26 protein-coding genes, 1 pseudogene and 2 riboswitches are annotated in these 24,408 nt (G+C 51.5%); of the genes and pseudogenes, 16 read left to right on the forward strand and 11 right to left on the reverse strand.

The window, feature by feature from the left end; genetic code table 11:
• Positions 1–140: 140 nt before the first annotated feature.
• The gene (locus ACESNI_RS10980) at positions 141–857 is read right to left on the reverse strand and encodes a hypothetical protein (RefSeq protein WP_373086684.1); all 717 of its coding nucleotides are present in this window, start codon (positions 855–857) and stop codon (positions 141–143) included.
• 118 nt (positions 858–975) lie between these two features.
• Between ACESNI_RS10980 and ACESNI_RS10985 the strand changes: the two genes are divergently transcribed.
• The 4 genes from ACESNI_RS10985 (at position 976) to ACESNI_RS11000 (ending at position 4,348) form a co-directional block, all read left to right on the forward strand.
• Positions 976–2,064 carry a PA0069 family radical SAM protein gene (locus ACESNI_RS10985; RefSeq protein ID WP_373086685.1) on the forward strand — a complete coding sequence of 363 codons (1,089 nt, stop codon included), beginning with the start codon at positions 976–978 and terminating at the stop codon, positions 2,062–2,064.
• Positions 2,065–2,093: 29 nt separating this feature from the next.
• A complete protein-coding gene (locus ACESNI_RS10990) occupies positions 2,094–2,708 on the forward strand; it encodes a ribonuclease HII (protein ID WP_373086686.1) in 615 nt (204 codons plus the stop codon).
• 106 nt (positions 2,709–2,814) lie between these two features.
• Positions 2,815–3,900, forward strand: coding sequence for a site-specific DNA-methyltransferase (locus tag ACESNI_RS10995; protein ID WP_373086687.1), 1,086 nt, complete (start codon positions 2,815–2,817; stop codon positions 3,898–3,900).
• Positions 3,901–3,931: 31 nt separating this feature from the next.
• The gene (locus ACESNI_RS11000) at positions 3,932–4,348 is read left to right on the forward strand and encodes an EF-hand domain-containing protein (RefSeq protein ID WP_373086688.1); all 417 of its coding nucleotides are present in this window, start codon (positions 3,932–3,934) and stop codon (positions 4,346–4,348) included.
• Between the two features lie 25 nt (positions 4,349–4,373).
• Here the strand turns inward: ACESNI_RS11000 and mutY are convergent, their stop codons facing one another.
• On the reverse strand, positions 4,374–5,459 hold the full coding sequence (gene mutY / locus ACESNI_RS11005) for an A/G-specific adenine glycosylase (protein ID WP_373086689.1): 1,086 nt from the start codon (positions 5,457–5,459) through the stop codon (positions 4,374–4,376).
• An 86-nt stretch (positions 5,460–5,545) separates the two neighbouring features.
• On the opposite strand from mutY, the gene ACESNI_RS11010 reads away from it, so the two are divergent.
• From ACESNI_RS11010 to ACESNI_RS11045, 8 genes are all read left to right on the forward strand, one after another.
• Entirely contained in the window at positions 5,546–6,076 is a 531-nt protein-coding gene (locus ACESNI_RS11010) for a DUF721 domain-containing protein (RefSeq protein ID WP_373086690.1), read from the forward strand.
• A 150-nt stretch (positions 6,077–6,226) separates the two neighbouring features.
• Entirely contained in the window at positions 6,227–6,805 is a 579-nt protein-coding gene (locus tag ACESNI_RS11015) for a DsbA family protein (protein ID WP_373086691.1), read from the forward strand.
• Positions 6,806–6,824: 19 nt separating this feature from the next.
• Positions 6,825–10,286, forward strand: coding sequence for a chromosome segregation protein SMC (gene smc / locus ACESNI_RS11020; protein ID WP_373086692.1), 3,462 nt, complete (start codon positions 6,825–6,827; stop codon positions 10,284–10,286).
• Positions 10,287–10,448: 162 nt separating this feature from the next.
• Positions 10,449–10,766 (forward strand): AtpZ/AtpI family protein, encoded by a 318-nt coding sequence (locus ACESNI_RS11025; protein WP_373086693.1) that lies wholly within the window; start codon positions 10,449–10,451, stop codon positions 10,764–10,766.
• A gap of 62 nt (positions 10,767–10,828) precedes the next feature.
• Positions 10,829–11,566, forward strand: a complete 738-nt coding sequence (locus ACESNI_RS11030) for a F0F1 ATP synthase subunit A (protein WP_373086694.1) — start codon at positions 10,829–10,831, stop codon at positions 11,564–11,566.
• A gap of 54 nt (positions 11,567–11,620) precedes the next feature.
• Positions 11,621–11,845: a F0F1 ATP synthase subunit C gene (locus tag ACESNI_RS11035; protein ID WP_373086696.1), complete on the forward strand. Its 225-nt coding sequence runs from the start codon at positions 11,621–11,623 to the stop codon at positions 11,843–11,845.
• Between the two features lie 51 nt (positions 11,846–11,896).
• A complete protein-coding gene (locus ACESNI_RS11040) occupies positions 11,897–12,388 on the forward strand; it encodes a F0F1 ATP synthase subunit B' (protein WP_373086697.1) in 492 nt (163 codons plus the stop codon).
• Positions 12,388–12,873, forward strand: a complete 486-nt coding sequence (locus tag ACESNI_RS11045; protein WP_373086698.1) for a F0F1 ATP synthase subunit B — start codon at positions 12,388–12,390, stop codon at positions 12,871–12,873. The genes ACESNI_RS11040 and ACESNI_RS11045 overlap by 1 nt, the downstream gene beginning before the upstream one ends.
• 132 nt (positions 12,874–13,005) lie before the next feature.
• Here ACESNI_RS11045 and gcvPB read toward each other — a convergent pair whose 3' ends face one another.
• The 6 genes and pseudogenes from gcvPB to ACESNI_RS11075 form a co-directional block, all read right to left on the reverse strand.
• Positions 13,006–14,601 carry an aminomethyl-transferring glycine dehydrogenase subunit GcvPB gene (gene gcvPB, locus ACESNI_RS11050; RefSeq protein WP_373086699.1) on the reverse strand — a complete coding sequence of 532 codons (1,596 nt, stop codon included), beginning with the start codon at positions 14,599–14,601 and terminating at the stop codon, positions 13,006–13,008.
• Positions 14,598–15,941 (reverse strand): aminomethyl-transferring glycine dehydrogenase subunit GcvPA, encoded by a 1,344-nt coding sequence (gene gcvPA, locus ACESNI_RS11055; RefSeq protein ID WP_373086700.1) that lies wholly within the window; start codon positions 15,939–15,941, stop codon positions 14,598–14,600. The genes gcvPB and gcvPA overlap by 4 nt, the downstream gene beginning before the upstream one ends.
• Entirely contained in the window at positions 15,941–16,315 is a 375-nt protein-coding gene (gene gcvH / locus ACESNI_RS11060) for a glycine cleavage system protein GcvH (RefSeq protein WP_373086701.1), read from the reverse strand. Before gcvH ends, gcvPA begins: the two co-directional genes overlap by 1 nt.
• Positions 16,316–16,332: 17 nt before the next feature.
• Positions 16,333–17,442, reverse strand: a complete 1,110-nt coding sequence (gene gcvT, locus ACESNI_RS11065) for a glycine cleavage system aminomethyltransferase GcvT (protein WP_373086702.1) — start codon at positions 17,440–17,442, stop codon at positions 16,333–16,335.
• Between the two features lie 64 nt (positions 17,443–17,506).
• Positions 17,507–17,612, reverse strand: a riboswitch (glycine riboswitch).
• A gap of 3 nt (positions 17,613–17,615) precedes the next feature.
• Positions 17,616–17,707, reverse strand: a riboswitch (glycine riboswitch).
• A gap of 64 nt (positions 17,708–17,771) precedes the next feature.
• Positions 17,772–18,353, reverse strand: coding sequence for a hypothetical protein (locus tag ACESNI_RS11070; protein WP_373086703.1), 582 nt, complete (start codon positions 18,351–18,353; stop codon positions 17,772–17,774).
• A 21-nt stretch (positions 18,354–18,374) separates the two neighbouring features.
• A pseudogene (locus tag ACESNI_RS11075) lies at positions 18,375–18,615 on the reverse strand (CDGSH iron-sulfur domain-containing protein).
• Between the two features lie 153 nt (positions 18,616–18,768).
• Here ACESNI_RS11075 and ispH point away from each other — a divergent pair.
• Both ispH and thrB read left to right on the forward strand, forming a co-directional pair.
• Positions 18,769–19,716 carry a 4-hydroxy-3-methylbut-2-enyl diphosphate reductase gene (gene ispH, locus ACESNI_RS11080; RefSeq protein WP_373086704.1) on the forward strand — a complete coding sequence of 316 codons (948 nt, stop codon included), beginning with the start codon at positions 18,769–18,771 and terminating at the stop codon, positions 19,714–19,716.
• Between the two features lie 61 nt (positions 19,717–19,777).
• Entirely contained in the window at positions 19,778–20,746 is a 969-nt protein-coding gene (thrB, locus tag ACESNI_RS11085) for a homoserine kinase (RefSeq protein ID WP_373086705.1), read from the forward strand.
• Positions 20,747–20,748: 2 nt separating this feature from the next.
• Here the strand turns inward: thrB and ACESNI_RS11090 are convergent, their stop codons facing one another.
• Positions 20,749–21,456, reverse strand: coding sequence for a protein phosphatase CheZ (locus tag ACESNI_RS11090; RefSeq protein WP_373086706.1), 708 nt, complete (start codon positions 21,454–21,456; stop codon positions 20,749–20,751).
• A gap of 198 nt (positions 21,457–21,654) precedes the next feature.
• On the opposite strand from ACESNI_RS11090, the gene rnhA reads away from it, so the two are divergent.
• Positions 21,655–22,098, forward strand: a complete 444-nt coding sequence (rnhA, locus tag ACESNI_RS11095) for a ribonuclease HI (RefSeq protein ID WP_373086707.1) — start codon at positions 21,655–21,657, stop codon at positions 22,096–22,098.
• 52 nt (positions 22,099–22,150) lie between these two features.
• Here the strand turns inward: rnhA and ACESNI_RS11100 are convergent, their stop codons facing one another.
• Both ACESNI_RS11100 and ACESNI_RS11105 read right to left on the reverse strand, forming a co-directional pair.
• A complete protein-coding gene (locus tag ACESNI_RS11100) occupies positions 22,151–22,630 on the reverse strand; it encodes a peroxiredoxin (protein WP_373086708.1) in 480 nt (159 codons plus the stop codon).
• A gap of 104 nt (positions 22,631–22,734) precedes the next feature.
• Positions 22,735–23,412, reverse strand: coding sequence for a protein-disulfide reductase DsbD domain-containing protein (locus ACESNI_RS11105; protein ID WP_373086709.1), 678 nt, complete (start codon positions 23,410–23,412; stop codon positions 22,735–22,737).
• Positions 23,413–23,711: 299 nt separating this feature from the next.
• Between ACESNI_RS11105 and ACESNI_RS11110 the strand changes: the two genes are divergently transcribed.
• Positions 23,712–24,287 (forward strand): YqgE/AlgH family protein, encoded by a 576-nt coding sequence (locus ACESNI_RS11110; protein ID WP_373086710.1) that lies wholly within the window; start codon positions 23,712–23,714, stop codon positions 24,285–24,287.
• The last annotated feature ends 121 nt before the right edge of the window (positions 24,288–24,408 follow it).

The following is a 24,408-nucleotide window of genomic DNA, read 5'->3' on the forward strand; positions in this document are numbered from 1 at the left end:
GGTTGCCTTTGCCTTTAACCATCTCGATGAAAATGCCTTTGAATTTCTTGAGACCGCCAGCATGTTGCGTCTTTTTCACCTGGCCGGGAAAAGACAGTAAACTCCACGATTGCATTTCTCCCCCCGCTCTATTCTAAATCCTATGGTGTCTCCCAGTAACCTTCAGGCGACAGGCAGGATATGGAAACTTCCGTTGAAACGCGCCCATGATAGCGGATGGTCTGGCGATATTGCTTGCAGATATATCCATATTCGTCAAATCCGTCCCTCAAAACGACAATAGTGCCGTAACGGCCATTTTCAGACCAGCTTGTTATCTGACCCACCGGGCCGTCAAGGGCGATAAATACAGCCTGATGATGGCGCTCTATCTGGGTATTGGATAGATTTATGACAAAATTGACATGGGCAAACGGCCAGAAAAATCCGCGGTAAGGATAATACCCGTAATATCTAGGAGTATGACGGGGCTTCACATAGACATAATGTGGCTTGTAATAAGGCGCGCGGTATACTGGTTGACGCGGTGGTACCCCGTGATACCGCGGGGCAGGCGTTGCGTAACGCGCTGAGTGGCCCGGCTTATGGCTTTGGCCCTTCTTTCTGTCATGGTCTTCATTACTCCCCCAATTCTTATATTGTGACTGACGGGAGTCGTCTTTTTTCTTGCCAGCCCGCCTATCGGGCTTCGCGCCACGATCGCTTTGCTGACTCCAATGGTTACCTTTGTCCCTGAACTGCGTAACGCCGGATTGCCCATGACCGGAATTCCAGCCAGATTCACGTGCAGACACCGGTTCCACCGCAAGGACACTGCAGAATACAGTCGCCAAAAGGAAATAGCTGAATTTCGTCATTTTTCCATTCCTCCCATTATCTAGTTATTCTCTAACGGTCCGAGAGCAATAATTCTGTCGTAAAAATATAATTAATTATGTTCTTGTTTTGTTCCTAAATACATTATAGAATTATGGAATGCAGGAAAATGATGTCATTCCTTTCGTTAAAAGCCTGAGGCGCGGCCGTGGCGCAACCGTCAATCCCGATGGCCGATTTGAGATAGAAACGCGCGACTTCATATCCGATGGCTGGACCGACCCTGAAATGCCTGAGCGAAAGCTCAGGACCACAATCACCATAGAACATCCAAAAACGATTATCAGCCGCAACAGCTCTCCTGATTTGCCTTTTGACAGATCAGTTAACGCCTATCGAGGCTGTGAGCATGGTTGCATTTATTGTTACGCGCGACCGAGCCACGCATTCATGAACCTGTCTCCGGGGCTTGATTTCGAAAGCAAATTGTTTGCCAAGCCCAACGCGGCAGAATTGCTGGCACGGGAAATTTCCCGCCCCTCTTATGTCTGCAAACCTATTGCCCTCGGCACCAACACGGACCCCTATCAGCCGATCGAGCGGGATATGAAGATCACCCGGGACATTATCAAGGTGCTGGCGGCGGCAAAACACCCTTTTACAATCACGACGAAATCAGATCTGGTGTTGCGGGATGTAGATCTTCTGGAACCTCTTGCTAAGGAAAACATTGTTTCCGTTGGCATATCGGTAACCAGCCTGGATAGCCGTCTCGCCCGCGCCCTTGAACCCCGGGCGAGCGCTCCGCAAAAACGTCTGCGGGCTATCGCCGAGCTTAGCAAGGCGGGCATCCGGACCCTTGTTCAGATCGCACCGGTTATCCCTTCACTCAATGATCCGGAACTTGAGCAAATAATGGAGTTGGCAAAGGATAAAGGGGCCTCCAGTGCAGTTTGCCTGTTGTTAAGACTGCCCGGTGAGGTGGCGGGGTTGTTTGAACAATGGCTGGAAGAAAACTATCCGGACCGGACGTCTCGCGTAATGAAGCTGGTCCGATCCACCCGGGGCGGCAAGAATTATGACGCTGCTTTTGGTACCCGGATGGTTGGAACTGGCCCCTATGCCACCCTGATAAACAAGCGGTTTATTCTTGCCTGTCGGCGTCTTGGGTTTAAGACAGATAAATACGCACTTACAACGGATCTGTTTCGAAAGCCTGGAGACAATCAACAATTGGATTTATTTTAAGCCTGCCCCTGTGATATGCAGGAAGGGCGATGAAGAAAAACTACAAATTTCCGGATTTAACCTTTGAGATGGCCGAATTGGGCCGTGTCGCCGGCGTTGATGAAGCCGGACGTGGCCCCTTTGCAGGGCCCGTCGTCGCCGCTGCGGTAATCCTTGATTACAATAATATTCCCCCCGGTATCCATGACAGTAAACAGCTTTCGAAGCGAATTCGGGAAAATCTGTTCGATGCCATACATGCCGCTGCCATTGTCGGTATCGGCGAGGCAACTGTTGAGGAAATCGATAGGATCAACATTTTACAGGCGAGCCTGCTCGCCATGCGGCGGGCCATTTTAAATCTTTCCGTCGTGCCGGATACCGTTCTGGTTGACGGAAATTGTGATCCACAACTTGGCTGCAAAACCCTGACAATTATCAAGGGGGATGCCATATCCCTGTCAATTGCCGCTGCCTCAATTGTGGCAAAAGTAACACGGGACCGGAAAATGCACGCTGCCGCCCTGCAGTATCCGAACTACGGATGGGAACGAAATGCAGGGTATGGAACGGTTGAGCATCGCAAGGGGTTGAGGGATTTCGGCGTGACGCCACTACATAGACGAAGCTTTGCCCCTATCCGGGAAATTCTCGAACGAAGTTAAGTGAAACTTTAGAACTGTTCTGTAAGATACTGATTCAACAAATTTATTGACGCGGCGAATCGACCGAATCAAAATTGCATCAGTTGAAATCGCCTGAATGGTTCTCATGACTGAAAAACTAAAATTACCAATCGACCAGATCCTCAGCGGGGATTGCGTGGAACTGATGAACAGCCTCCCGGAAAAATCAGTGGACATGATCTTCGCCGATCCACCCTATAACATGCAATTGTCCGGGGAACTCCGACGCCCCGATGACAGTTTTGTCGATGCCGTGACTGATGACTGGGATCAGTTTGAAAGCTTCAAGACATATGACAGATTTACCCATGACTGGCTAACGGCGGCAAAACGGGTATTGAAAGATAGTGGAACGCTTTGGGTCATAGGCTCCTATCATAATATCTTCCGGGTTGGCGCGCGCTTGCAGGATCTTGGCTACTGGATCCTGAATGATGTTATCTGGCGCAAAACCAATCCGATGCCGAACTTTCGCGGGACCCGCTTTACCAATGCCCATGAAACCCTGATCTGGTGCTCCAAGGGACCGGAGGCACGAAATATCACGTTTAACTACGATGCCCTGAAAGTCATGAATGATGACGTCCAGATGCGATCCGACTGGCAACTGCCAATCTGCAGTGGCGGTGAAAGACTTAAAGTCGATGGTGAAAAAGCCCATACGACGCAGAAGCCTGAAGCCCTCCTCTATCGCATTTTGACGGCGGCCTCGACCCCGGGCGACGTTATCCTCGATCCGTTTTTTGGCACGGGAACCACTGGTGCAGTTGCCCGCAAGCTAGGGCGGCACTATATAGGTCTGGAGCGAGAAGAAAAATATATCGCCGTTGCCCGGGACCGTATCAGCAAGGTTCGCGCCCTCGCGCCGGAAGATCTGGAGACGATGCGGAGCAAACGGCAGGAGCCGCGCATCCCGTTTGGGTCTGTCGTAGAGCGGGGTTTGTTGACTGCCGGACAGGTTCTGTTCGATGCACGAAAACGTTATAAGGCGAAGGTGCGACCTGACGGAAGTCTGATTGCCTCGGATGTATCCGGCTCCATCCACAAGGTCGGCGCCCAATTGCAGGGTGCGAGTACATGTAATGGCTGGACGTTCTGGCATTTCGATGTCGAGGGGAAATCAGTTTCCATCGATGTCTTGCGTCAGCAGGTACGCGCAGAAACGAACTAGGGATTTACCCAATTTACAAAGGATCAGGCTAATGAACAGGTTATTCGCGGCGATGGTAGTTAGTGGATGTGTTGTGCTCGGCACAGCTTCCTCGGCTTTTTCCTGGGAAGAATCACGGTTTCTTGGGATTGACCGCGATGCTGATGGCGTATTGTCTGCCTCAGAGGCCGACGCCTATTACTTGCGCCTGTTTAAGGAATACGATCTCAATAGCGATGGCCAGATTGCGTTTGAAGAATATGTCAAGGCAGAGAACCTACGCCCAGTGACAGCGCCCGCCCATTCTGATGTAACCGTGCCTGATGTCTATCGTGACATGGACAGCAACGGCGATACGATCGTCACAACCGACGAAATAAAAGCGTTCGGAGTCAAACGCTTCAATGCGCTTGACACAAACGGGGACAGTAAAATTTCCAAAGATGAATTTGTCAGCCCCGGCCTTTGACGGCCGGCGCGGGTCCACTCGTCCGCTAAGGAGCGTGAATTGCCTGGACCACTTTTCTCATGAGCGTCGGCAGGGCATAGCCGTCAAATTCAGTGGGTTGGACCCAAACGGAATTGGCGATTGGCGGGTTGCCTGCCCCTGAAATAACAACCCTAACCGGCCGCAGCTCAAGATGAAAATGAGTGAATGTATGGCGGACCAGCGCTTTTTCGACCAATGCCTTTGCCGCCGGGAAGCCGCTCGCAGCAAGGAAATGCACCGAAGCGTCATCCAATGTGACATCATCGGCTTGCCAGTCGGTAGAGGGAAATTCCATCATCCCGCCTAACAGGCCTTTTTCGACCCATCGTCGCAACAGGACCAAACCCTCATCATTCTCAATCCAGAAAACGACGGCGCGTCGGACAGGTTTAGCTTTTTTCGGTGCCTTGACCGGATAACGTTCCATGTCCCTGGCCGCATAAGCTGCGCAATTAGCTGTCACTGGGCATGCTTGGCAGTCAGGATTTCGGGGCGTACAGATGCTGGCGCCGATATCCATCAGGCTTTGCGCATAGTCGCCCGGACGCTTGAGAGGGGTAAGTTGAGCCGCTTTATCCGTTATATCTTTTTTGGCGGTCGGCAAAGGCTCTTCAATTCTGAAGACACGGGCCATGATGCGTTCAATATTCCCGTCGACCACCGTTTCTGGCCGATCAAACGCGATGGCGGAAATTGCGGCGGCAGTATAGGGGCCAATACCGGGTAAGGCCAAAAGCTCATCATGATCCGTGGGGAAGTAACCGCCGAAATCGCGGCATATGACATTTGCGCATTTATGCAGGTTACGCGCGCGGGCGTAATACCCCAGCCCTGCCCAGGCCGTCAGGATATCGTCAAGCGGTGCGGCCGCCATATGCTTGATTGTTGGCCAGTTCGCGAGGAATTTGCTGAAATACGGGCCAACTGTGGCAACCGTAGTCTGCTGCAGCATGATCTCGCTTAACCAGACATGATAGGGATCGGGAATTTCTCCAGGAAGGCTTCGCCAGGGCAAATGACGGGCATGGTTGTCATACCAGGCAAGAACCTGTCGAGAAAATTGCTTTTGTGCGGGCAGCGGATACGTCATATTAAGATCAATGTTATGAGGAAATTTTTAGAAGTAATCAACATCTAGTTCCCGGACGGTTCCGCAGGAACAGGAGAAAACAGCATTTGAGAAAAGCGCAGAAAATTGCCGGCCCCCGCGCTATCGCAAGCTTTGTTGGAAAATCTGCCCGGGCGGCTCTGGTCAAACGCGGCTTTGCGCAAGCGGATATCCTTGCGAACTGGCCCGCTATTGTCGGGCCGAACCTTGCCAATTGCTCCAGCCCTGAAAAACTAAACTTTACCCGTAATGCCAACAAGGATGCGACACTCCGCATTCGCGTTGCTCCCGGATGGGGGCCAGAGTTCCAACATTTTGAGCCGTTAATTATTGAACGGATCAACAGTTTCTTCGGATATCGTGCCGTTTTTCGCCTCCAGCTTATTCAGGCCCCGATACAAAAACCTGAAATTCGACGGAAAAGCCCTCCGCTCCCGTTAACCGAAGAGCAAAAAGCCTGGATCCAGTCCATCACGCAAGATGTGGTGGATGAAGATTTAAAAAAAAGGCTTGAAGCCGTCGCAACTTCAATGCTGGGGTCACGCAACCGTGACGAAGCCGCGCGGATAAAAGCTGGCGAGGCGCCGCCCTCCGCCTAAATAAAGAAAATTGCATTATCTTGTAAAAGAATGAATGAATCATTTGAGGAATTGTAAATGAGAAGTTATAATCCCACCACATATAGTAGGAAAGACGAACAATTGACTTTATCTAGACGACATTTTGTAATTTCAACCGGAGTTGCCCCCGTGCTGGTAGGCGCCTCCATCAGCTTTTTCACGGCCGGGACGGCTTTCGCCGCATCGCCGGAAATGACTGATTCTGACCATGTGCTTGGAGAGCCAGACGCGCCGATCACGATAATCGAATATGCCTCCCTCACCTGCCCGCATTGCGCTCACTTTCACGAAACTGGGTTCCAGAAGCTTAAAGAAAATTATCTGGATACAGGCAAGGCGCGCTTTATCTTCCGCCATTTCCCGCTTGATCGCTATGCATTCCAAGCCTCGGTCCTGGCAGAATGCGCGGGCGACACAAAATTTTTCCCACTTATCGATATCCTTTTCTCCCGACAGGCCGAATGGACGAGAACCAAGAACCCTACCGATGCCCTGATAAAAATCGGTAAACAGGCCGGTGTTGGCCAGCAGAAGTTCGAGGCCTGTCTCGCTGACGAAAAGCTTGGCGAATCCATTCTGAATGAACGGCTAACGGGGGCAAATGATTATGACGTGACTTCGACACCGACCCTGTTCATCAATGGCGAAAAATATGAGGAAGATCGTTCCTTTGAAGTTCTGGACAGCTACTTAAAATCCAAAATGTAATGCAATTCGTGGAGAGGCCGTGAAATTTACGCGATTAAAACTGTCGGGTTTTAAGTCCTTTGTAGAGCCAACGGAACTTCTAATTAAAGACGGCCTCACAGGAATTGTCGGCCCAAATGGGTGCGGCAAGTCTAATCTTGTTGAAGCCCTGACATGGGTCATGGGGGAGACGTCTGCCAGAAACATGCGTGGCGGCGCAATGGATGACGTTATTTTTGCGGGCACTGCCTCACGCCCCCCGCGCAATGCCGCCGAAGTGACGCTTGGCCTTGATAACAAGGAACGGACAGCACCCGCATCTTATAACGATGCCCCTGAACTGGACGTCATGCGCAGAATTCGTCGGGACACCGGATCGGATTATCGGATCAACGGAAAAATCGCGCGTGCGCGTGATGTTCAACTATTATTTGCCGATCTCGCTACCGGCGCTCACTCAACCGCCATAGTCAGTCAAGGGCGCGTCGGGGCGCTTATTAACGCCAAGCCGAAGGAACGCCGACATCTGCTTGAAGAGGCCGCGGGTATTTCCGGATTACACTCGCGTCGTCATGAGGCGGAACTGCGCCTGAATTCCGCCGAGGCAAATCTGGAACGCGTAGATGATGTTATCGAACAACTCGATGCGCAGCTTGGCAATCTTAAACGACAGGCGCGGCAGGCTAATCGCTATCGTAATATTTCAGGGCATATTCGAAAAGCAGAGGCAATGCTGCTGTTACGGAAATACCAGCAGGCCCAACAAAAGGCGATTGAGGCGAAGCATAAATATGAGCAAGCCGTTATGGCCGTCAATGAACTGACCCGACAGGCGGCAACGGCGGAAACGGCAACCTTGAAAGCCAATGAAGCCTTAAAGCCGCTTCGCGATCACGAAGCCGCCGCCGCCGCCGCTGTTCACCGCCTGACTCTCGCCCGCGAGAATCTCGATGCGGAGGAAGAGCGGGCGAAACAGGCAAAAAAGCAACTGGAAAGCCGTAAAAGCCAGATTTCAAGCGATATGGTGAGAGAGCAAAATCTTGAAAAGGATTCGGCGGACGCAATCACGCGACTTGAGGCGGAAAAAATACAGTTACGGGCGGCGAGCGAGAAAGATATCCCGCTCGCCGAAGAGCTTCTGGCGAAATTAAGTAAATGCCAGGAGAGTTTACGGGAAACACAGCAGACTTTCGACCAGAAAACAGAAGCAATTGCCACAGAGATTGCCCACCGCAATAGCCTAACTCAGCAAATTGAGACCGCAACTCATCAGCTCGCCCGGCTTTGCACACGCCGGGACGAATTCGAAAAGGAAAAAGCGGGTATTGAGGCTTTAGTCAAGGGCCGCGATGAGTCTCAGCCGTCAGTGACATCCCTCGAAGAGACTCTCGCGAAACTTGATGCCGATGTAAGTGCCAGCGACCTTGCGGAAACAGCCCGGCAAACAGCGGACCAACAGGAACGCGAGGCCCGTGACAAAGTCAAGATCGCAGAGAGCGAGGTCACGCGATTGGCGGCGGAAGAAAGAGCATTATCACAGCTTCTGGAAAAGGATAACGAGAGCGAATGGCCCGGCATCATTCAGGGAATGAGGGTAGACGCAGGCTATGAAGCCGCCCTTGGCGCGGCGCTTGGCGAGGATCTTGAAGCCCCCGCCAATGACGATGCTCCGGTTTTTTGGAAAAATATGGACGATGTTTCTTCGTCACAAGGGTTTGCAGGCGGCCTGCCGACGCTCGATCAGTTCGTACGCGGACCTGTGGCGTTGAATCGGCGACTCTCCCAGATTGCTATCGTTGCACCCGAAAAGGGCGTTTTATTACAGCCCGCCTTGAAATTCGGGCAAAGGCTTGTCTCCCTCGAAGGAGATCTATGGCGCTGGGATGGCTTTACAAAAAAGGCAGGGGCGAAAACGGCGGCCGCAATTCGGCTTGAACAGGCCAATCGCCTGAGTGAAATAAAAAAGGAGTTGCAAATAAAGCAAGAGGCATTGGAAAAGGCCCTCTCCTGTTTGAAAACAGCTACTACCGAACTTAGCACTGCGGTGGCGGCCGAAAAGGAAGCGCGAGCCCGGCAGCGCGAGCAGGAACAAAAAATTTCGGCAATGCGCGCGCAACATGCAGAAGAAATTCGTAAATCCGCAGCTCAGCAGTCCCGTCTTACCTCATTAACAGACTCCCTGCGAGAACTACAGACCGAAATATCCACCTTACAAACCGAATTGCAGGACAAGAAAGCTAGCCTTGATCGTCTCCCGGACAATGCCCATAGCCGCTCCGAACTGGACGCCATGCGGGCGGAATTAAATAAAAAACGTGAAGAGCTTGCTGTGTTGCGAGGCGAATCAGACCAGAAGCAACGCGACGCTGCGCTTTGCCGTGATCGCTTCATCGCCATAGATCAGGAGGTCGCCGGCTGGATTGAACGTAATAAAAATATGGCGGCTCACTTCGTTCAACTTGAAATGAGATTCAAGAATACCGATGAGGAGCTTCAGGAACTCGAGGGAAAACCGGAAAAAATCGCAGCGACCCGTAATAACCTCATGGATGAAATTGCCCGCGCGGAAGGTGCCCGCAGCAACCTGCAGGATAAGCTCGCCGAAGCCGAATCAGTGCTCACCGAGTGCGATGCGGCCCTGCGTAAATGTCAGGAAGCCCTGATCATATGCCGGGAAGACCGGGTACGGCATCAATCCGATACGGAACATACAGCGCAGGTTCTCACCGGCTTGTGTGATCAAATCCGAGAAAAACTGAAATGCACCCCCGATCAAATCCGTACCGCCGGAGATATTCAGGAAAACGAGGCTATTCCCGTCGCTGAGGAAAGTGAGCGCAAGCTTGAACGGCTCAAAAGAGAGCGGGACGGTATGGGCCCTGTAAATTTACGGGCCGAGATTGAAGCGAATGAGGTTGAGGAACAACTCACAACCCTGACGACAGAACGGCAGGACCTTGAGGCGGCAATTGCACGGCTGCGGCAAGGGATATCCGGCCTGAACAAGGAAGGACGACAGCGTCTTCTTGCCGCCTTTACCCATGTTGATCAACATTTCCAGAAACTGTTCAGACAGGTTTTTGGCGGTGGTCAGGCTCATTTGGCGCTCACCGAATCTGATGACCCGCTTTCTGCCGGACTGGAGATCATGGCCTCCCCCCCCGGCAAGAAATTGCAGTTAATGTCACTACTGTCGGGCGGCGAACAGGCATTGACCGCAGTTGCCCTGTTGTTTGCGGTCTTCCTGACCAATCCAGCGCCAATTTGCGTTCTGGATGAGGTCGATGCCCCACTGGATGATGTCAATGTGGAGCGATTATGCCATCTTCTGGATGCCATCGCCCGCGACTCAGACACGCGGTTTCTGGTGGTAACCCACCACCCTATTACCATGGCCCGCATGGATCGCCTGTTCGGTGTTACCATGGCAGAACGCGGAATTTCGCAACTGGTCTCGGTTGATCTGGAAAAAGCCAAACTGATTACGGAAAGCGCCGCTTGAGCCGGAAATACGCTTGCAAAACCACCCCCGAAACCAACAATTTATTTTGCAGCGAAAAAGCGGTTTGTTGGGTCTTGACACTCTGGGGGGCAGACCGTATGTTTCCCGCGCTTTCTGTAGGGTGGATTGAGGCTGCTATGCCTTTCTTCCGGGAGAATGGGAATGACGGAACCTGAACCTCCTTCGAAAGAGGAATTTCGGGCTCGGCTTGCAAAGGCACAGCAACGACAGGAAGAGGCTTCCTGGAAACGCAGTGACTTAAAGGTGGAGCAATCCAGCGCCCCTGGCAGGGCCTGGCGATTATCGGTCGAGATGGTTGCCGCTTTGCTGGTTTGCGGCGGGTTTGGCTGGCTGCTCGACAAGTGGTTGGACACGAAGCCTTGGTTGATGTTGGTATTTTTGATTGTCGGCGCGGGCGTTGGTCTATACAACGTCATTAAGGTCGCGAGACGCATGAATGCGGACAATGGTGTGAAATAGGCAATCCCACATTAGGTGGGTGTCATGGATAAAGTTGAAACAGTAAAAGCGGGAATAGCATCGTGGCGGCAGAACATAGCCCTCTTGCGCAATTTGAGATAAAAAGGCTGATTCCGATGGATATCGGTGGCCTTGACGTCTCTTTTACGAACGCTTCCCTGTTTATGGTGGTTGCAATCGCCGCAATTACCCTGTTTTTGACGTTAGGCATGCGCTCCCGGGCAATGGTGCCGGGCCGGATGCAGTCTTTGGCTGAACTCAGTTACGAGTTTATAGCCAACATGGTCAAAGACAACGTCGGTTCTGAAGGACGGAGATACTTCCCCTTCATCTTCACTCTTTTCATGTTCGTCCTGTTTTGTAACCTGCTTGGACTGGTCCCCTATACCTTTACCGTGACAAGCCAGATCATCGTTACCTTCGCTATGGCACTTGTTGTGTTTGTTGGCGTCACCTTGATCGGCATTTTCAAGCATGGTTTTAAATTTCTGACGTTTTTTGTGCCGAGCGGCGTACCGTTTTATTTATTAGTCTTTCTTGTGCCGATCGAGATTATTTCCTATTTCGTCCGGCCAATCAGTTTGTCCGTTCGGCTTTTCGCAAATATGCTCGCCGGGCATACACTGTTGAAAGTTTTTGGCGGTTTTGTTGTCAGCCTTGGGCTTTATCTTGGCTGGTTGCCGCTCGGGTTTATCGTTGTCCTGACAGGACTGGAATTCCTTGTCGCCGTCCTACAGGCGTATGTGTTTGCCATTTTGTCATGCCTCTATCTCAATGATGCGCTTCATCTGCATCATTGAGTACTAGCTTGTCCTCAACATTTGAGTTGTTCTTGATTTAGAAGGAAGAATATTATGGAATTAGAAGCCGCAAAGATGATTGGTGCCGGCCTTGCGACGATTGCGCTTGCAGGTGTGGGCGTAGGTATTGGTAACATTTTTGGTGCATTCGTATCCGGATCATTACGTAATCCGGCAGCAGCCCCGAAAGTGTTTGGTAACGTTCTGCTCGGCTTTGCGCTGACGGAAGCGGTTGCCTTGTTTGCCCTGGTTATCGCATTCCTGATCCTGTTCGGTTAATCACTTTTTCTCGCTGAGAAAATACTGAACAGTTAGGACAGGGGATATGTCATGCCGCAACTGAATATTGCAGATTTCCCGCCACAGCTTGTGTGGCTCGCGATCTCTTTCGTCATCCTTTATTTCTTGATGGCGCGGGTGGCAATACCGCGGATATCTGATGTCCTGGAAGGTCGCCAGAACCGCATTTCATCGGATCTGGAAGAAGCAGAGCGGTTGAATGATGATGCCCTCAACGCAAAGGCGGAGTATGAAGCCGCCCTCACCAGCGCTCGCGCCAAAGCCCATGGCATCGTCTCGGAACTAAAGTCGGTGATGGCAAAGGAGCAGGATGCAAGTAAAGCTGAGCTTGATGCTACCCTTGCCCAGAAATCGAAGGCAGCAGAAGCGGACATCAACAAGGCGAAAGAAACAGCACTTGAGCATGTGCGCGAGATCGCCGCTGATGCCGCGAAGTCAACGGTAGCAAAACTGGTATCGCTTGATGTATCGGACAAGGATGTTAATGCGGCTGTTAATGCCAGCATAAAGGGAGGTGCCTGATGTTTCATGATCCCGCTTTTTGGGTTGGCATCGCTTTTATTGGCTTTTTAGGTCTCGTTGTCTATCTTAAGGTCCCACCGCTTGTCGCCAAGCAGTTGGACGCCCGCGCTGATAAAATCCGCGACGAGCTGGATGAAGCGAAGAAACTTCGCGAGGATGCACAAATGCTATTCGCGGATTTCCAGCGTCGTCAGCATGATGCCCTGCAATCCGCCGATGATATCGTTGCGAGAGCCAAGGAAGATGCTAAGATTCTTCGTAAGGACAGTATAGCTGAACTGGAAGCCTCGCTCGCCCGGCGGCAGGAACTTGCCGAAGAAAAAATTCGGCAGGCAGAGGAGAAAGCCGTAGCAGAAGTGCAAGGGGTTGCTGTCGATGTGGCCATCGCCGCTGCTGCCAAGCTGATGGAGGATGGATTAAAGGGCTCCCAGTCAGATGGATTGATTGATCAATCCATCAAAGATCTGGCGCAACAACTCAACTAACGTTTTACGACGCAATAAAAATGCCTCTGCATAGTCTGCAGGGGCTTTTTTTATCCTTTGTCCATCCGCCATTTTCATAAAGAAGCCCCGCCAAACCAGGCGGGGCTCAAAGTTGCAGCATTTCCAGGGAGGCTAGGAAGCTGCAGAAAATGTAACGTCTACGTCGGAAGTATCCGCGGCGGGGGGTGACCAACGCAGGACCGGGTTTCGAGCCGCACCTGTTTCGTCCAGACGTCTTCTCGGTGCAAAATAAGGGGCCCCGTGGAAATAGTCTTCCTCGTTCGCATGGGCCTTGGCCAACAAATGCTTCATCGTCCCGATAAACTGATCAAGGGTCTGGCGCGATTCGCTTTCGGTTGGTTCAATCAGCATTGCGCCATGGACAACGAGCGGGAAATACATAGTCATCGGATGAAAGCCTTCATCAATCATCGCCTTAGCAAGGTCCAGCGTTGTAACACCGGTTCCTTTCAGACTGCCGTCATCAAAAAGGGCTTCATGCATGCAAACGCCCTTGAAGGGAGAATGCAGCTGATCCTGAAGACCCACGCGAATGTAATTTGCATTCAGCACCGCATCTTCGGCAATCTGGCGCAATCCGTCCGCGCCATGGCTCTGCATATAGGCAAGGGCGCGAATGAACATTCCCATCTGGCCGTGGAACGCTTTCATGCGTCCAAAACTTCGGGCGGTATCGCCCGTCACATGTTCCGTAAGATCATATCCGTCTACACCATGCGTAACGATAGGAACCGGCGCATAGGGCGCTAGAGCCTCGGACAACACGACAGGGCCTGAGCCGGGGCCGCCGCCGCCATGCGGGGTAGAGAAGGTCTTATGCAGATTGATATGCATGGCGTCTACACCGAGGTCGCCCGGGCGAACCCGGCCGAGAATGGCGTTAAGATTGGCGCCATCGCAATAAAAGTAGCCACCGATCTCATGAATCATATCGGCGATTTTCTTGATGTCATTTTCAAAAAGACCACAGGTGTTCGGGTTTGTCAGCATGACCCCGGCAACATCCGGCCCCAGTTTTTTGGCAAAGGCATCGAGGTCCATGCGCCCGTTTTTGCTGGCCGGGACCGCCTCGACTTTATAGCCACAGAGCGCGGCCGTGGCCGGGTTTGTTCCGTGGGCGGATTCAGGAACCAGAATTCGGACCCGCGCCTGTCCCTTGGCTTCATGCGCCGCGCGAATAGCCATGACACCGCAAAGTTCCCCATGGGCACCTGCGGCAGGGGACATGGCCACAGCAGGCATACCAGTGATAGTTTTCAACCAGTGGGCCAAACTATCAATCAGTTCCAAAGCGCCCTGAACAGTGCTTACTGGTTGCAGGGGGTGTAAGTCGCCAAGTCCGGCCAGACGGGCAACTTTTTCGTTGATCCGCGGATTATGTTTCATTGTGCAGGACCCGAGTGGATAAAATCCTGAATCAATAGAATAATTTTGACGGCTTAAACGGACGAAATGGCGCAATACTTGTGGCTCCGACATATCCGGCAAGCCAATAGAGTCTTTTCGTTCAATTCCGCCAAGGCGGCTTTTCACAGCTTTAGGCTCTGCCATGTCAACGCCAATGCGGCCCGCAACGCCCTGCTCAAATATCAGGGGGGTTTCAAGCTCAAGCGCCTTGTTGCCAGTATAAGTTTCGAACTCCATATCGGAATTCCCAGCATTAGGACTGCTCGGTTGAGTCGGGCGACCTTGTTTATTCAGCATCAAAGCACCTCTTTCAATGACGAGACTAGTTTTTCTAGGTCCGCGGTAGAGCAGGTTTCCGTGACCGCCACCAGCAGCAGATTTTCCAACTCCGGCTGATCCGGTATCAATCGTGAGACGGGAACGCCCCCCAGCACCCCTTTCGCCGCCAGCTTTTCGACCACATCAGCGGCATTTTTGGGCAGGCGAAGCGTGAATTCATTAAAAAAGCTGGCGTTGACAACCTCCACGCCCTCAATTTCTTCCAGTGCCTCAGCGGCCGAAACCGCTTCACCATGATTCAATTTCGCCAGCTTGGTAAAACCCACCTCCCCCAGCAGGCTCATATGTATGGTGAAGGCGAGCGAACAAAGACCCGCGTTCGTGCAGATGTTGCTGGTCGCCTTTTCCCGCCGGATATGCTGTTCCCGCGTCGACAGAGTGAGGACGAAACCGCGCTGCCCGTCTTGATCCACAGTCTGCCCGCAAAGCCGGCCCGGCATCTGCCGAACAAATTTCTGCCGTGTGGCAAGCAGCCCCACATAGGGTCCGCCGAAGGAAAGCGGGACACCGATAGATTGACCTTCCCCTGCCACGATGTCCGCACCCATTTCGCCAGGAGACATGACCGCACCAAGGGACACGACTTCATTGACCACAACAACCAAGAGTGCGCCAACAGCATGGCATTTTTCCGCGAGCGATGTCAGGTCCTGCAACCGGCCAAAAAAATCGGGATTCTGAACCACCACGCAAGCAATTTCCTCGCTAATATACTCATCGAACGCCTCTGCTCCCTCTACCACGGGCGGCAGTTCGCTGGCACTAAATTCCGTGAATTGCAATGCTGTACGAGCCGTTTCGCGATAATGCGGATGAAGGTTCCCAGACAAAATTGCTTTCTTGCGGCGCGTCACCCGACAGGCCATCAAAATAGACTCTGCACAAGACGTTGCCCCGTCGTACATGGACGCGTTAGCAACTTCCATCCCCGTGATGAGGGCGACTTGCGTTTGAAATTCAAACAATGCCTGCAAGGTTCCCTGACTTATCTCCGGCTGGTAGGGCGTGTAGGCCGTCAGGAATTCGGAACGCTGAATAATATGATCCGCCACCGACGGAATATGATGCTGGTAAGCCCCTGCTCCGAGGAAGCATGGAGTTGAATAAGGAGATAGATTTTTAGAGGCGAGCGTACGGAAGTTCTTCTCGACCTCCATCTCGCTCGCGTGCAGGGGCAGTTTCAGCAAGTCGTCAAGACGGGCTTCTTTAGGAATATCAGCGAACAAGTCATCAATAGACCCAACGCCGATTTTCCCCAGCATCTCCGCTCGTTCACCGGCGGTGTGAGGCATATATCTCATTAATCCAGCCCTTCAACAAAGGCTTTATACCCCTCTTCATCCAGCAGATCAGCCAGCTCAGTGGAATCGGTGATCTTTATCCTGGCAAACCAGCCACCCCCCAGTGGGTCTTCATTGACGAGGGTCGGTGTTTCCTCAAGGTCATTGTTTATCTCGATCACTTCACCGCTGACCGGTGTGTAAACTTCAGACGCCGCCTTCACACTTTCGACCACTGCAATTTCGTCACCTTTCGACAAATCAGCCCCGACTTCCGGCACTTCGACGAACACGACGTCCCCTAATTGGTCCTGGGCATAATCACTGATGCCAATTGTCGCCACATCGCCTTCAAGCAATACCCACTCATGATCTTTCGTAAATTTTATAGTCATTCCCTACTCCAGAATATTTAGCCTCGATAGTAACGTTGCTCGACAAAAGGCATTTTCACAACCTTGGCAGGACGTGATTTACCTCTGACCAGCAGATTAATTTCTGTACCTGCCGCCGCAAATTCAAGCGGGACATATCCCATTGCTATGGGCGTCTCCATCGACGGTGAAAAACCACCGCTCGTCACCTCTCCGATTACAGTGTCCGCGCCGTCGGCAATTTCCGTATGTTCGCGGGCAGGCGCGCGACCTTCAGGTAATATCCCAACGCGTTTCATTGCCGGTTTGTTGGCAATTTCATTTTTGATAATCTCCGCCCCTGGAAATCCACCCTCTTCCCGCCGGCGTTTACTGATCGCCCAGGTCAAGCCCGCGGCAACCGGCGTCGTTTCTTCGGTGAGATCGTGGCCATAAAGACAGAGCCCTGCTTCAAGCCGGAGAGAGTCGCGGGCTCCGAGACCAACCGGCGATACAACATCGCCCGCCAGCAACTTCCGACAAAAATTCACTGCATGAGAATTCGGAATTGAAATCTCAAACCCGTCCTCACCGGTATATCCTGATCGGGTGACGAAACAGGTGACGCCATCGATTTCAACCTGCCGATAGGTCATAAAGGACATCTTGGCGACTTCGGGGGCAAATCGCGCAAGAACCGCCGCTGCCTTGGGGCCCTGCAATGCCACCAAAGCCCGGTTTTTAAGTTCGGTGACCGTTGCCTTACCAGCCAGTCCATCCGTCAAAATCTTGATGTCCTGATCCTTGCAGGCGGCATTCACGACAACAAACAAGTCATCTTCGCGGCGGGTCACGATAAGGTCGTCAAGAATTCCGCCTGCGGTATTGGTTAGGAAGCTATAGCGCATTTCGCCGACGTCAAGCGCCTGAATATCGCCCGGAATGAGGGTCTCTATCGCGGCTGCCCGATCATCGCCCGAAATTACCAGCTGCCCCATATGGGAGACATCGAAAAGTCCTGCTGCTGTGCGGGTATGCAAATGCTCTTTGAGAATACCAGCCGGATACTGGACGGGCATGTCATAACCTGCGAAAGGCACCATTTTTGCGCCAAGTTCAACATGTAAGTCATGCAGGACAGTCTGTTTTACGAAAGAAGTATCGCCCATATTTCAACTCAGCTCCGGTCAAAGGTTGCGTTGCCCCGGAGCGTCATGCGCCGGAAACAACCCCCTCTGTCCTATAACCTGAGAGATTTGGCAAAATCAACGATGCAGAAACTCTGACGCCGATCGCTTACCCCTTCGGTGAAACCACTTTCGTGATTTGCTTTCCAGAGTTTCATCCCCCTGCGGTCCGGTTGCCTGAGAGTTTCCGGGGTGGTTGCTCCTTCGGCGATGGTTTGTAGAACACCATCTCTCCCGCTGGGATCATCTGTATGTGGTCGAGATAATAGAGATCAAATCCAATTAGTCAAACAGGTAAGTCGCCAGAAAATTTATTTCGAGGAAGGTTGCATTGAAAGTTCCATTTGTTCCTTCGTCAGTTGAAACCCGGTGATGATAACGTAATCACCCCCTGTCGTGCCGCTCAAAGGTATTCTCTGCTCCATCTCTTCCTGGACGGCGGCGCGGCGGCGGCCTTCCGGTATTTCAATCGGGCTGGAGAATATCCTTTTTGCAATAATCTTTCCCGACTTTTTAGCAATCGCGATAAAGAAAGGGAATTCTTCGCTCTGACTGTCGGCCGCCGGCCCCTTCGTCGCATCGATCCGTAATAACAGGCTGACTTCGACTGCGGCGTCATCGTCAACATACTGGCATTCCCCGCTGACGGGCGTCAGAAGCCCTTCAAACCTGACATCAACCAGGTCGCGTCCCTTGCCCTCGCGGAATATCGTAATCGCCTCGGCTCCGGGCAACACCTCAACCTGAGGACAGGGCGCAAGCGGCTCCTTGGCACCGAACATGCTGAAAATACCACCCGTATCCACTGACCCGCTGCAGGATGATAGCAGCAGGGCAGCGGACAATAACGCCGAATATCTGATTTTGCTGCTGAAAAAGACTGGCGACACCATATTTACCTTACAAGTTTGGTTCTATATTTTACTATGAGTGCCGTCACAGAGTGGGACGGCTCCGGATTGTTTGCAGCCGCAGAAAATAGAGCTTTTTTGTTTCGGTCGCGCGATAAACCACCGGCTTGAATTCGGTCGAACTATGGGATCCGTCGCAGAAGGGCTGTTTACTGCTGTGGCCACAAGCACACCAGAAATATCTTTTCCCTTCCTCCACCTCGATTTCATACGGAGATTTTTGCGCAATTTTCGCAGCTATCATAAGATTTTACTTCGTCCCAATCTGGCATTAGTCTGCAAACTATTGTATTAGTCCGGCAAATTTAAGGTGGACGGGGCGAATTAGCAAGCGAGCTATGATAATATTACCGAGTTGCTGGCTATTCTTATGTGACCAGACAATCAGAGGATAAAAATGGACAAGGAAAAGCGGACGTTGCTTTTGGCCGCCCCGCGCGGGTTTTGTGCGGGCGTCGACCGGGCGATACAGATTGTCGAACGGGCGCTGGAGAAATATGGGTCCCCTGTCTATGTCCGGCATGAAATTGTTCATAATCGCTACGTTGTCGAAAACCTGGAGAAAAAAGGTGCAGTATTTGTGGACGAGCTCGCTGATATTCCCACGGATGTGCCGGTTATTTTTTCAGCCCATGGCGTCGCCAAATCCGTTCCAGAGGAAGCTGAAAAGCGAAATATGTTTTATATTGACGCGACCTGTCCTTTGGTCAGCAAAGTTCACCGGGAAGCCGAACGCCATCAGAAGGATGGTCTTGAAATTATCCTGATTGGACATCGCGGGCATCCGGAAGTCATCGGCACCATGGGGCAGCTCGACGAAGGGCAGATAACGCTTGTGGAAACAGTTGCCGAAGCCAAGGAGTTCGCGCCAAAACAGGCGGATAAGGAACTCGCCTACTTGACCCAGACGACGTTATCCGTAGATGAAACGAAAGAAATCGTTGCCGTTTTACAGGCGCGTTTCCCCACAATACAAACTCCCAAGAAAGAGGATATTTGCTACGCCACCACCAACCGCCAGACAGCGGTAAAAGCATTAGCGCAACGATGCGATGGCCTGCTGGTGATCGGGGCTCCTAATTCCTCCAACTCTATGCGGCTCGTCGAAGTCGGGCAGAAAGCCGGTTGCGACACCGTCGCCCTTGTCCAAAGAGCGACCGATATACCCTGGGAGATGCTTAATGCTTGCCGGACAATCGGCATCACCGCGGGCGCCTCTGCCCCGGAAACACTCGTCGAAGAAGTTGTCGCCGCGTTCTCAAAACGATTCGATGTCAGCCTTGAGGAAATTGTCACCAACGAAGAACAGGTGGTGTTCAAAATGCCCCGTGTGCTGGAGGCATAAACCGCCCTGTCTCCTATTTTTGATATTGCCCCATCTAGCGCCACCCCGTATGAGTATCTAAATGGCCGTTTATACTGAAATTTCAGACGAAGAGCTTGATGCCCTGCTGGATCAATATGATCTTGGGCAGGCCCTGTCCTGCAAGGGTATTGCCGAGGGCGTGGAAAATTCCAATTTTCTGCTCCATACGGATGCCGGCTATTATATTCTCACGTTATATGAGAAACGAGTCAGCAAACCCGATTTGCCTTTTTTTCTGGGGTTGATGGAGCATTTGGCCACGCATGGATTCATTTCACCGACACCAATTACTGCGGCAGACGGTGAAACCCTGAAGGAAGTCGCTGGACGGCCAGCAGCCATAATCGAGTTTCTCGACGGTCGGTCGGTTAAACGCGTTTACCCCCAGCATTGTGCACTGCTAGGCGAAACACTCGCTCAACTTCATACTATCGGCAGCAATGGCTTCGACCTTACGCGGGCAAACACGCTGTCCCTGTCAAGCTGGCGATCCTTATTCGAAAGTTGTGCTGCCAGTCATCACGGAGAGCTTCATCCTGAAGTGTTTTCAGAAATCGAAAGCGAGATTTCCTATCTTGAAAGCCATTGGCCAAAAAAACTGCCGAGCGGTGTCATTCACGCGGATTTGTTTCCTGACAATATTTTCTTCCTCAATGACCAGGTAAGCGGAGTCATCGACTATTATTTTGCCTGTAATGATTTTTTTGCCTATGACGTGGCGATTTGCCTCAATGCCTGGTGTTTTGAAAGTGACGATAGTTTCAATATAACAAAGGCGCGAAAGCTGCTGATCGGATATCGGGGCATTCGGGATATTTCAGAAGAGGAGTTGAACTTCCTGCCTCTGCTGTGCCGCGGGGCAGCGATCCGGTTTCTCCTGACACGTCTTTATGACTGGCTGAACCAGATCGAGGGAGCGCTGGTCAAGCCGAAAGACCCGCTAGAGTATTTCAGGAAACTTCAGTTTCATCAGGCCGTCAAAACAGTGGCCTCCTATGGGCTTGACTAGGATCAGTCAAACAGGGAATCAATTTCATCCTGCGAGATTTTCTGGTATTCTGCTTGAGGGCCGTTCAACTCCACTTCCCCATCAAACCGAGTTTTCTGCTCGACAGTTTGCAGTCCAACAAGCTCATCTTTACCGCCCAGAATATCAATCATGCTGGCGATACGCTCATCGATGAAGGTAAGGGTTGAGACTACTTTTGAAATACGCTGGCCTGTTACGTCCTGAAAATTACAGGCTTCATAGATTTTCATAACGGAACGACTGATTGCCTCGGTACATTCCGTCTCTTCCGGGCTGCTGGCGTTCAACTCCAGACTTTCGTTCTTATCTGCAATAATTTCAACAGCTTCAAGAATGGAATTTGTTGCATTTTCTGTATCCTTGACCACCTCGTCAAGCTGGTCTGTCATGGAATTAAGCTTCTGGCCCGCGCTCGGGGATTGTAAAGACGCGATCTCACGGCGTGTTTCCAGAATAACGTCTGAGAGTTGTTGAAGTTCCTGCTTTAACTGGCCAAGTTCAAAGCCCTTGTCGGTGGCACGGTCGGGACCGGGATCCTGCGCTATGATGGGCTGAACGTTGCCCTGCAGGGAACGGAGGGCCTCCATAATCTCATCAAATTGCGAGGTGGAGAAGCCGCCATTTGGCATTTCCATCAGACCGCCCTGGGAAAACTGTCTGATTTCCGCCGAAAAAAGCTTCTTTTGCATCAGTGTCACCTGTTCTCACACTCGCTTAATGGAGTTGTTATACCGACCAAATTTGCCCACCAGGGGCTAATTTTTTATTAAGACTGCTACATTTTACGAAATTGCTGTCATCCACCAATCATGCTAATAGGCAGGCGAAGAGGCCCCGGCGCAATCACCGGGCCTATAATCTGGTTATCTGAACTCAAGGAAATTATTGTGGACGAAAATGTGGTTGTCATACACACCGACGGCGCCTGCTCAGGCAATCCAGGGCCCGGAGGCTGGGGTGCGGTGCTGGAATATAAAGGCATGACCAAGGAAATTTCCGGCGGCGAAACCCTGACCACCAATAACCGAATGGAGCTGACGGCGGCCATAAAAGCCATCAATTCGCTGAAGAAAGACGGGAAGATTGAGCTTCATACCGATAGCACCTATGTGCGCGACGGGATTACGAAATGGCTTACCGGATGGAAGCGGAACGGATGGAAAACCGCGGCACGAAAGCCAGTAAAAAATCAGGATCTTTGGCGGGAACTGGATGAGGCGATCACCCGTCACCAGATTACCTGGAAATGGGTAAAAGGACATTCCGGGAATCCCGGGAATGAAAAAGCCGATGAGCTTGCTAATGCCGGGATGGTAGAATTCAAGACCTAGAAGTCATCGACGAATGACGGGGAAAGCAATAACTTTCCCCGTGCGGTCAGGCCTAAATCTGGTCGAGAAGAGTTTCAGCGTCTGAAACTTCAAAACCGCCGCTTTCTTCAAGATTAAGCTTTGTCACGACGCCATCGTCCACCAGCATGGAATAACGGCGGGAGCGAACGCCAAGTCCCGCACCGGACGCGTCAAATTCGACGTTCATTGCTTTCGTAAACGCTGCATCCGGATCGGCAACCATCTTGATATCGCCGGCGCCGCCGTCTTTTCCCCAAGCAGCCATTACAAAGGGATCGTTGACGGAAAGACAGACAATTTCGTCCACGCCTTTGTCTGCAAAGCTCTTGGAATTACTCACGAACCCCGGCAGATGTTTGGCCGAGCAAGTCGGTGTATAGGCACCAGGGACAGCAAATAATGCCACTTTCTTGTTCCCGAATAATTTGGACGCCGAAATTTTCGTCGGACCTTTATCGGTCATCATCATCAAATCGACATTTGGAAGCTTGTCACCAACTTTTATTGTCATCTCTTTTTCCTATCATTGATTAGTGCGTGGTATTATCCAGTAGACATAACATAATGACGGTCAGAAAAATAAAAAGTTTTCTGTGTATTTAAGGCGCTTTTTTGCTATCGCAGGGTCTGAGTTTCTTCCGCCGCTAAATCCTTATCAAATACCGTGATCGTGATTTCCTGACCTTTCAGTACTTCACTATCGGGGATTTCCGCCTTAACAGCAAACGCCGCTGTTTTTCCATCGTTCGATAATTTAAAAGACAGAAGGGAATAAACGGTCCCTGCTTTTCCTTCCACAATTATATTCGGGTTCTTAAAACCCCTGTCCGAAGCCGCCGTTATTTGCACCTTGTCCCCTGTCAAAATTTCGGCATCAATCTGCGATATTGCAGACATGGGAGACCCAATTGCGGGTGGCACCTGTTTCATGAATTCGCTTATCACGGTCGCGTCGGCTGACACAGACCCCGTGCCTGCGCCCAGAGTCAACGCAAAATCATGTTGATAGGGAATACAGACTTCCTGGCATATGCCATAAAATAAATGCAGTTTCAGTTCCAGCGGTTCAGCCAAATCCTCTAACGTGACTTTTATCGGAAATACCACTTCATCGTGATACCCCCAAGTGGAGAATCCATAGCTATGAAACATTTCAGGTAACGGCCAAAAAATCCGCGCCTGTTTGAGATTCTTTGACCCTGTCCAATCAAACTGTGGCGGTATTCCGGCGTCGCCCGGACTGCGCCAGTATATTTTCCATCCTGGCGCCAGTTGAACCTGAAGCCCTATCAACAGGGAGCTCTGCCCCTTCACGCCGTCAAATTCCGATATAAGCCTGAGCCGTGACTGCTCTGTTTCAGCCCAGCCAGACGCCGCCGCGGCCAATCCTCCAAAGAACATAGATCCAATCAATCCCAACAGGAATATTCTAGCCCCTGCGGCGACGCCATTTCTCATTCAAATATCAACTTTCATCTTCCAAACTAATTTCACGCTCTTATATAAAGTATTATTAAGAAGTTTTATGTCACAATTACATCAACAAAAGTTCAGTTGCTGAGATTGCCCATCAAAAGGTTTAAATTGAGACTATGAACACAGAGACAAGCCATGCGGGCTATCTGGACGGCAAGTTATTGGTTGCAATGCCGACGATGCTTGACCCGCGCTTCAAAAAGGCAGTGATCCTCTTATGTGCCCATTCTGACGCTGGTGCCATGGGTATCCTCCTGAACAAAACATTGGATGCCCTGAGTTTTGATGATCTTCTGGAACAACTCGATATTTCGAAATCCGAAAAGCCAACCCGCATTGGCATACATTTTGGGGGCCCTGTGGATACGGAACGCGGGTTTGTTATCCATTCCACCGATCTGGTCCATGAAACGACACTGGTTATCAGTGACGATATGGCGCTGACGGCAACCGTGGACATGCTTAAAACTATTGCTGGCGGTGCGGGTCCCAGCAACAGCTTTCTTGCCCTCGGCTATTCCGGATGGGGGCCCGGTCAGCTTGAACAGGAGATTCAGGAAAATGGCTGGCTGGTCGTCGACCCCGATGCGGAAATTGTCTTTGGTCTGAAACTCGATACCAAATGGCTTGTGGCCGTCAATAAACTTGGCGTCGATCCGGCGTTGCTATCCGGGGATTATGGCCACGCGTGAGACCGGCGGTTCAAATTCTCCCGATCGTATCCCTATTCAAAACCGCATAAAGTGAATGGTCATGCCAAATCCCGTTTATGCAAAGATATTCTCACGCCAAGCCTTCCTTGGAAAAACCAAC

Source organism: Sneathiella sp., assembly GCF_041689005.1.
Classification (GTDB): domain Bacteria; phylum Pseudomonadota; class Alphaproteobacteria; order Sneathiellales; family Sneathiellaceae; genus Sneathiella.

Excerpts from the sequence above, each read along its gene's own strand:
- ACESNI_RS10980 (WP_373086684.1), bottom strand. The coding sequence starts at position 857 with ATGACGAAATTCAGCTATTTCCTTTTGGCGACTGTATTCTGCAGTGTC.
- ACESNI_RS10985 (WP_373086685.1), top strand. The coding sequence starts at position 976 with ATGCAGGAAAATGATGTCATTCCTTTCGTTAAAAGCCTGAGGCGCGGC.
- ACESNI_RS10990 (WP_373086686.1), top strand. The coding sequence starts at position 2,094 with ATGAAGAAAAACTACAAATTTCCGGATTTAACCTTTGAGATGGCCGAA.
- ACESNI_RS10995 (WP_373086687.1), top strand. The coding sequence starts at position 2,815 with ATGACTGAAAAACTAAAATTACCAATCGACCAGATCCTCAGCGGGGAT.
- ACESNI_RS11000 (WP_373086688.1), top strand. The coding sequence starts at position 3,932 with ATGAACAGGTTATTCGCGGCGATGGTAGTTAGTGGATGTGTTGTGCTC.
- mutY (WP_373086689.1), bottom strand. The coding sequence starts at position 5,459 with ATGACGTATCCGCTGCCCGCACAAAAGCAATTTTCTCGACAGGTTCTT.
- ACESNI_RS11025 (WP_373086693.1), top strand. The coding sequence starts at position 10,449 with ATGACGGAACCTGAACCTCCTTCGAAAGAGGAATTTCGGGCTCGGCTT.
- ACESNI_RS11035 (WP_373086696.1), top strand. The coding sequence starts at position 11,621 with ATGGAATTAGAAGCCGCAAAGATGATTGGTGCCGGCCTTGCGACGATT.
- ACESNI_RS11040 (WP_373086697.1), top strand. The coding sequence starts at position 11,897 with ATGCCGCAACTGAATATTGCAGATTTCCCGCCACAGCTTGTGTGGCTC.
- ACESNI_RS11045 (WP_373086698.1), top strand. The coding sequence starts at position 12,388 with ATGTTTCATGATCCCGCTTTTTGGGTTGGCATCGCTTTTATTGGCTTT.
- gcvPA (WP_373086700.1), bottom strand. The coding sequence starts at position 15,941 with ATGAGATATATGCCTCACACCGCCGGTGAACGAGCGGAGATGCTGGGG.
- gcvH (WP_373086701.1), bottom strand. The coding sequence starts at position 16,315 with ATGACTATAAAATTTACGAAAGATCATGAGTGGGTATTGCTTGAAGGC.
- gcvT (WP_373086702.1), bottom strand. The coding sequence starts at position 17,442 with ATGGGCGATACTTCTTTCGTAAAACAGACTGTCCTGCATGACTTACAT.
- ACESNI_RS11070 (WP_373086703.1), bottom strand. The coding sequence starts at position 18,353 with ATGGTGTCGCCAGTCTTTTTCAGCAGCAAAATCAGATATTCGGCGTTA.
- ispH (WP_373086704.1), top strand. The coding sequence starts at position 18,769 with ATGGACAAGGAAAAGCGGACGTTGCTTTTGGCCGCCCCGCGCGGGTTT.
- thrB (WP_373086705.1), top strand. The coding sequence starts at position 19,778 with ATGGCCGTTTATACTGAAATTTCAGACGAAGAGCTTGATGCCCTGCTG.
- ACESNI_RS11090 (WP_373086706.1), bottom strand. The coding sequence starts at position 21,456 with ATGCAAAAGAAGCTTTTTTCGGCGGAAATCAGACAGTTTTCCCAGGGC.
- ACESNI_RS11100 (WP_373086708.1), bottom strand. The coding sequence starts at position 22,630 with ATGACAATAAAAGTTGGTGACAAGCTTCCAAATGTCGATTTGATGATG.
- ACESNI_RS11110 (WP_373086710.1), top strand. The coding sequence starts at position 23,712 with ATGAACACAGAGACAAGCCATGCGGGCTATCTGGACGGCAAGTTATTG.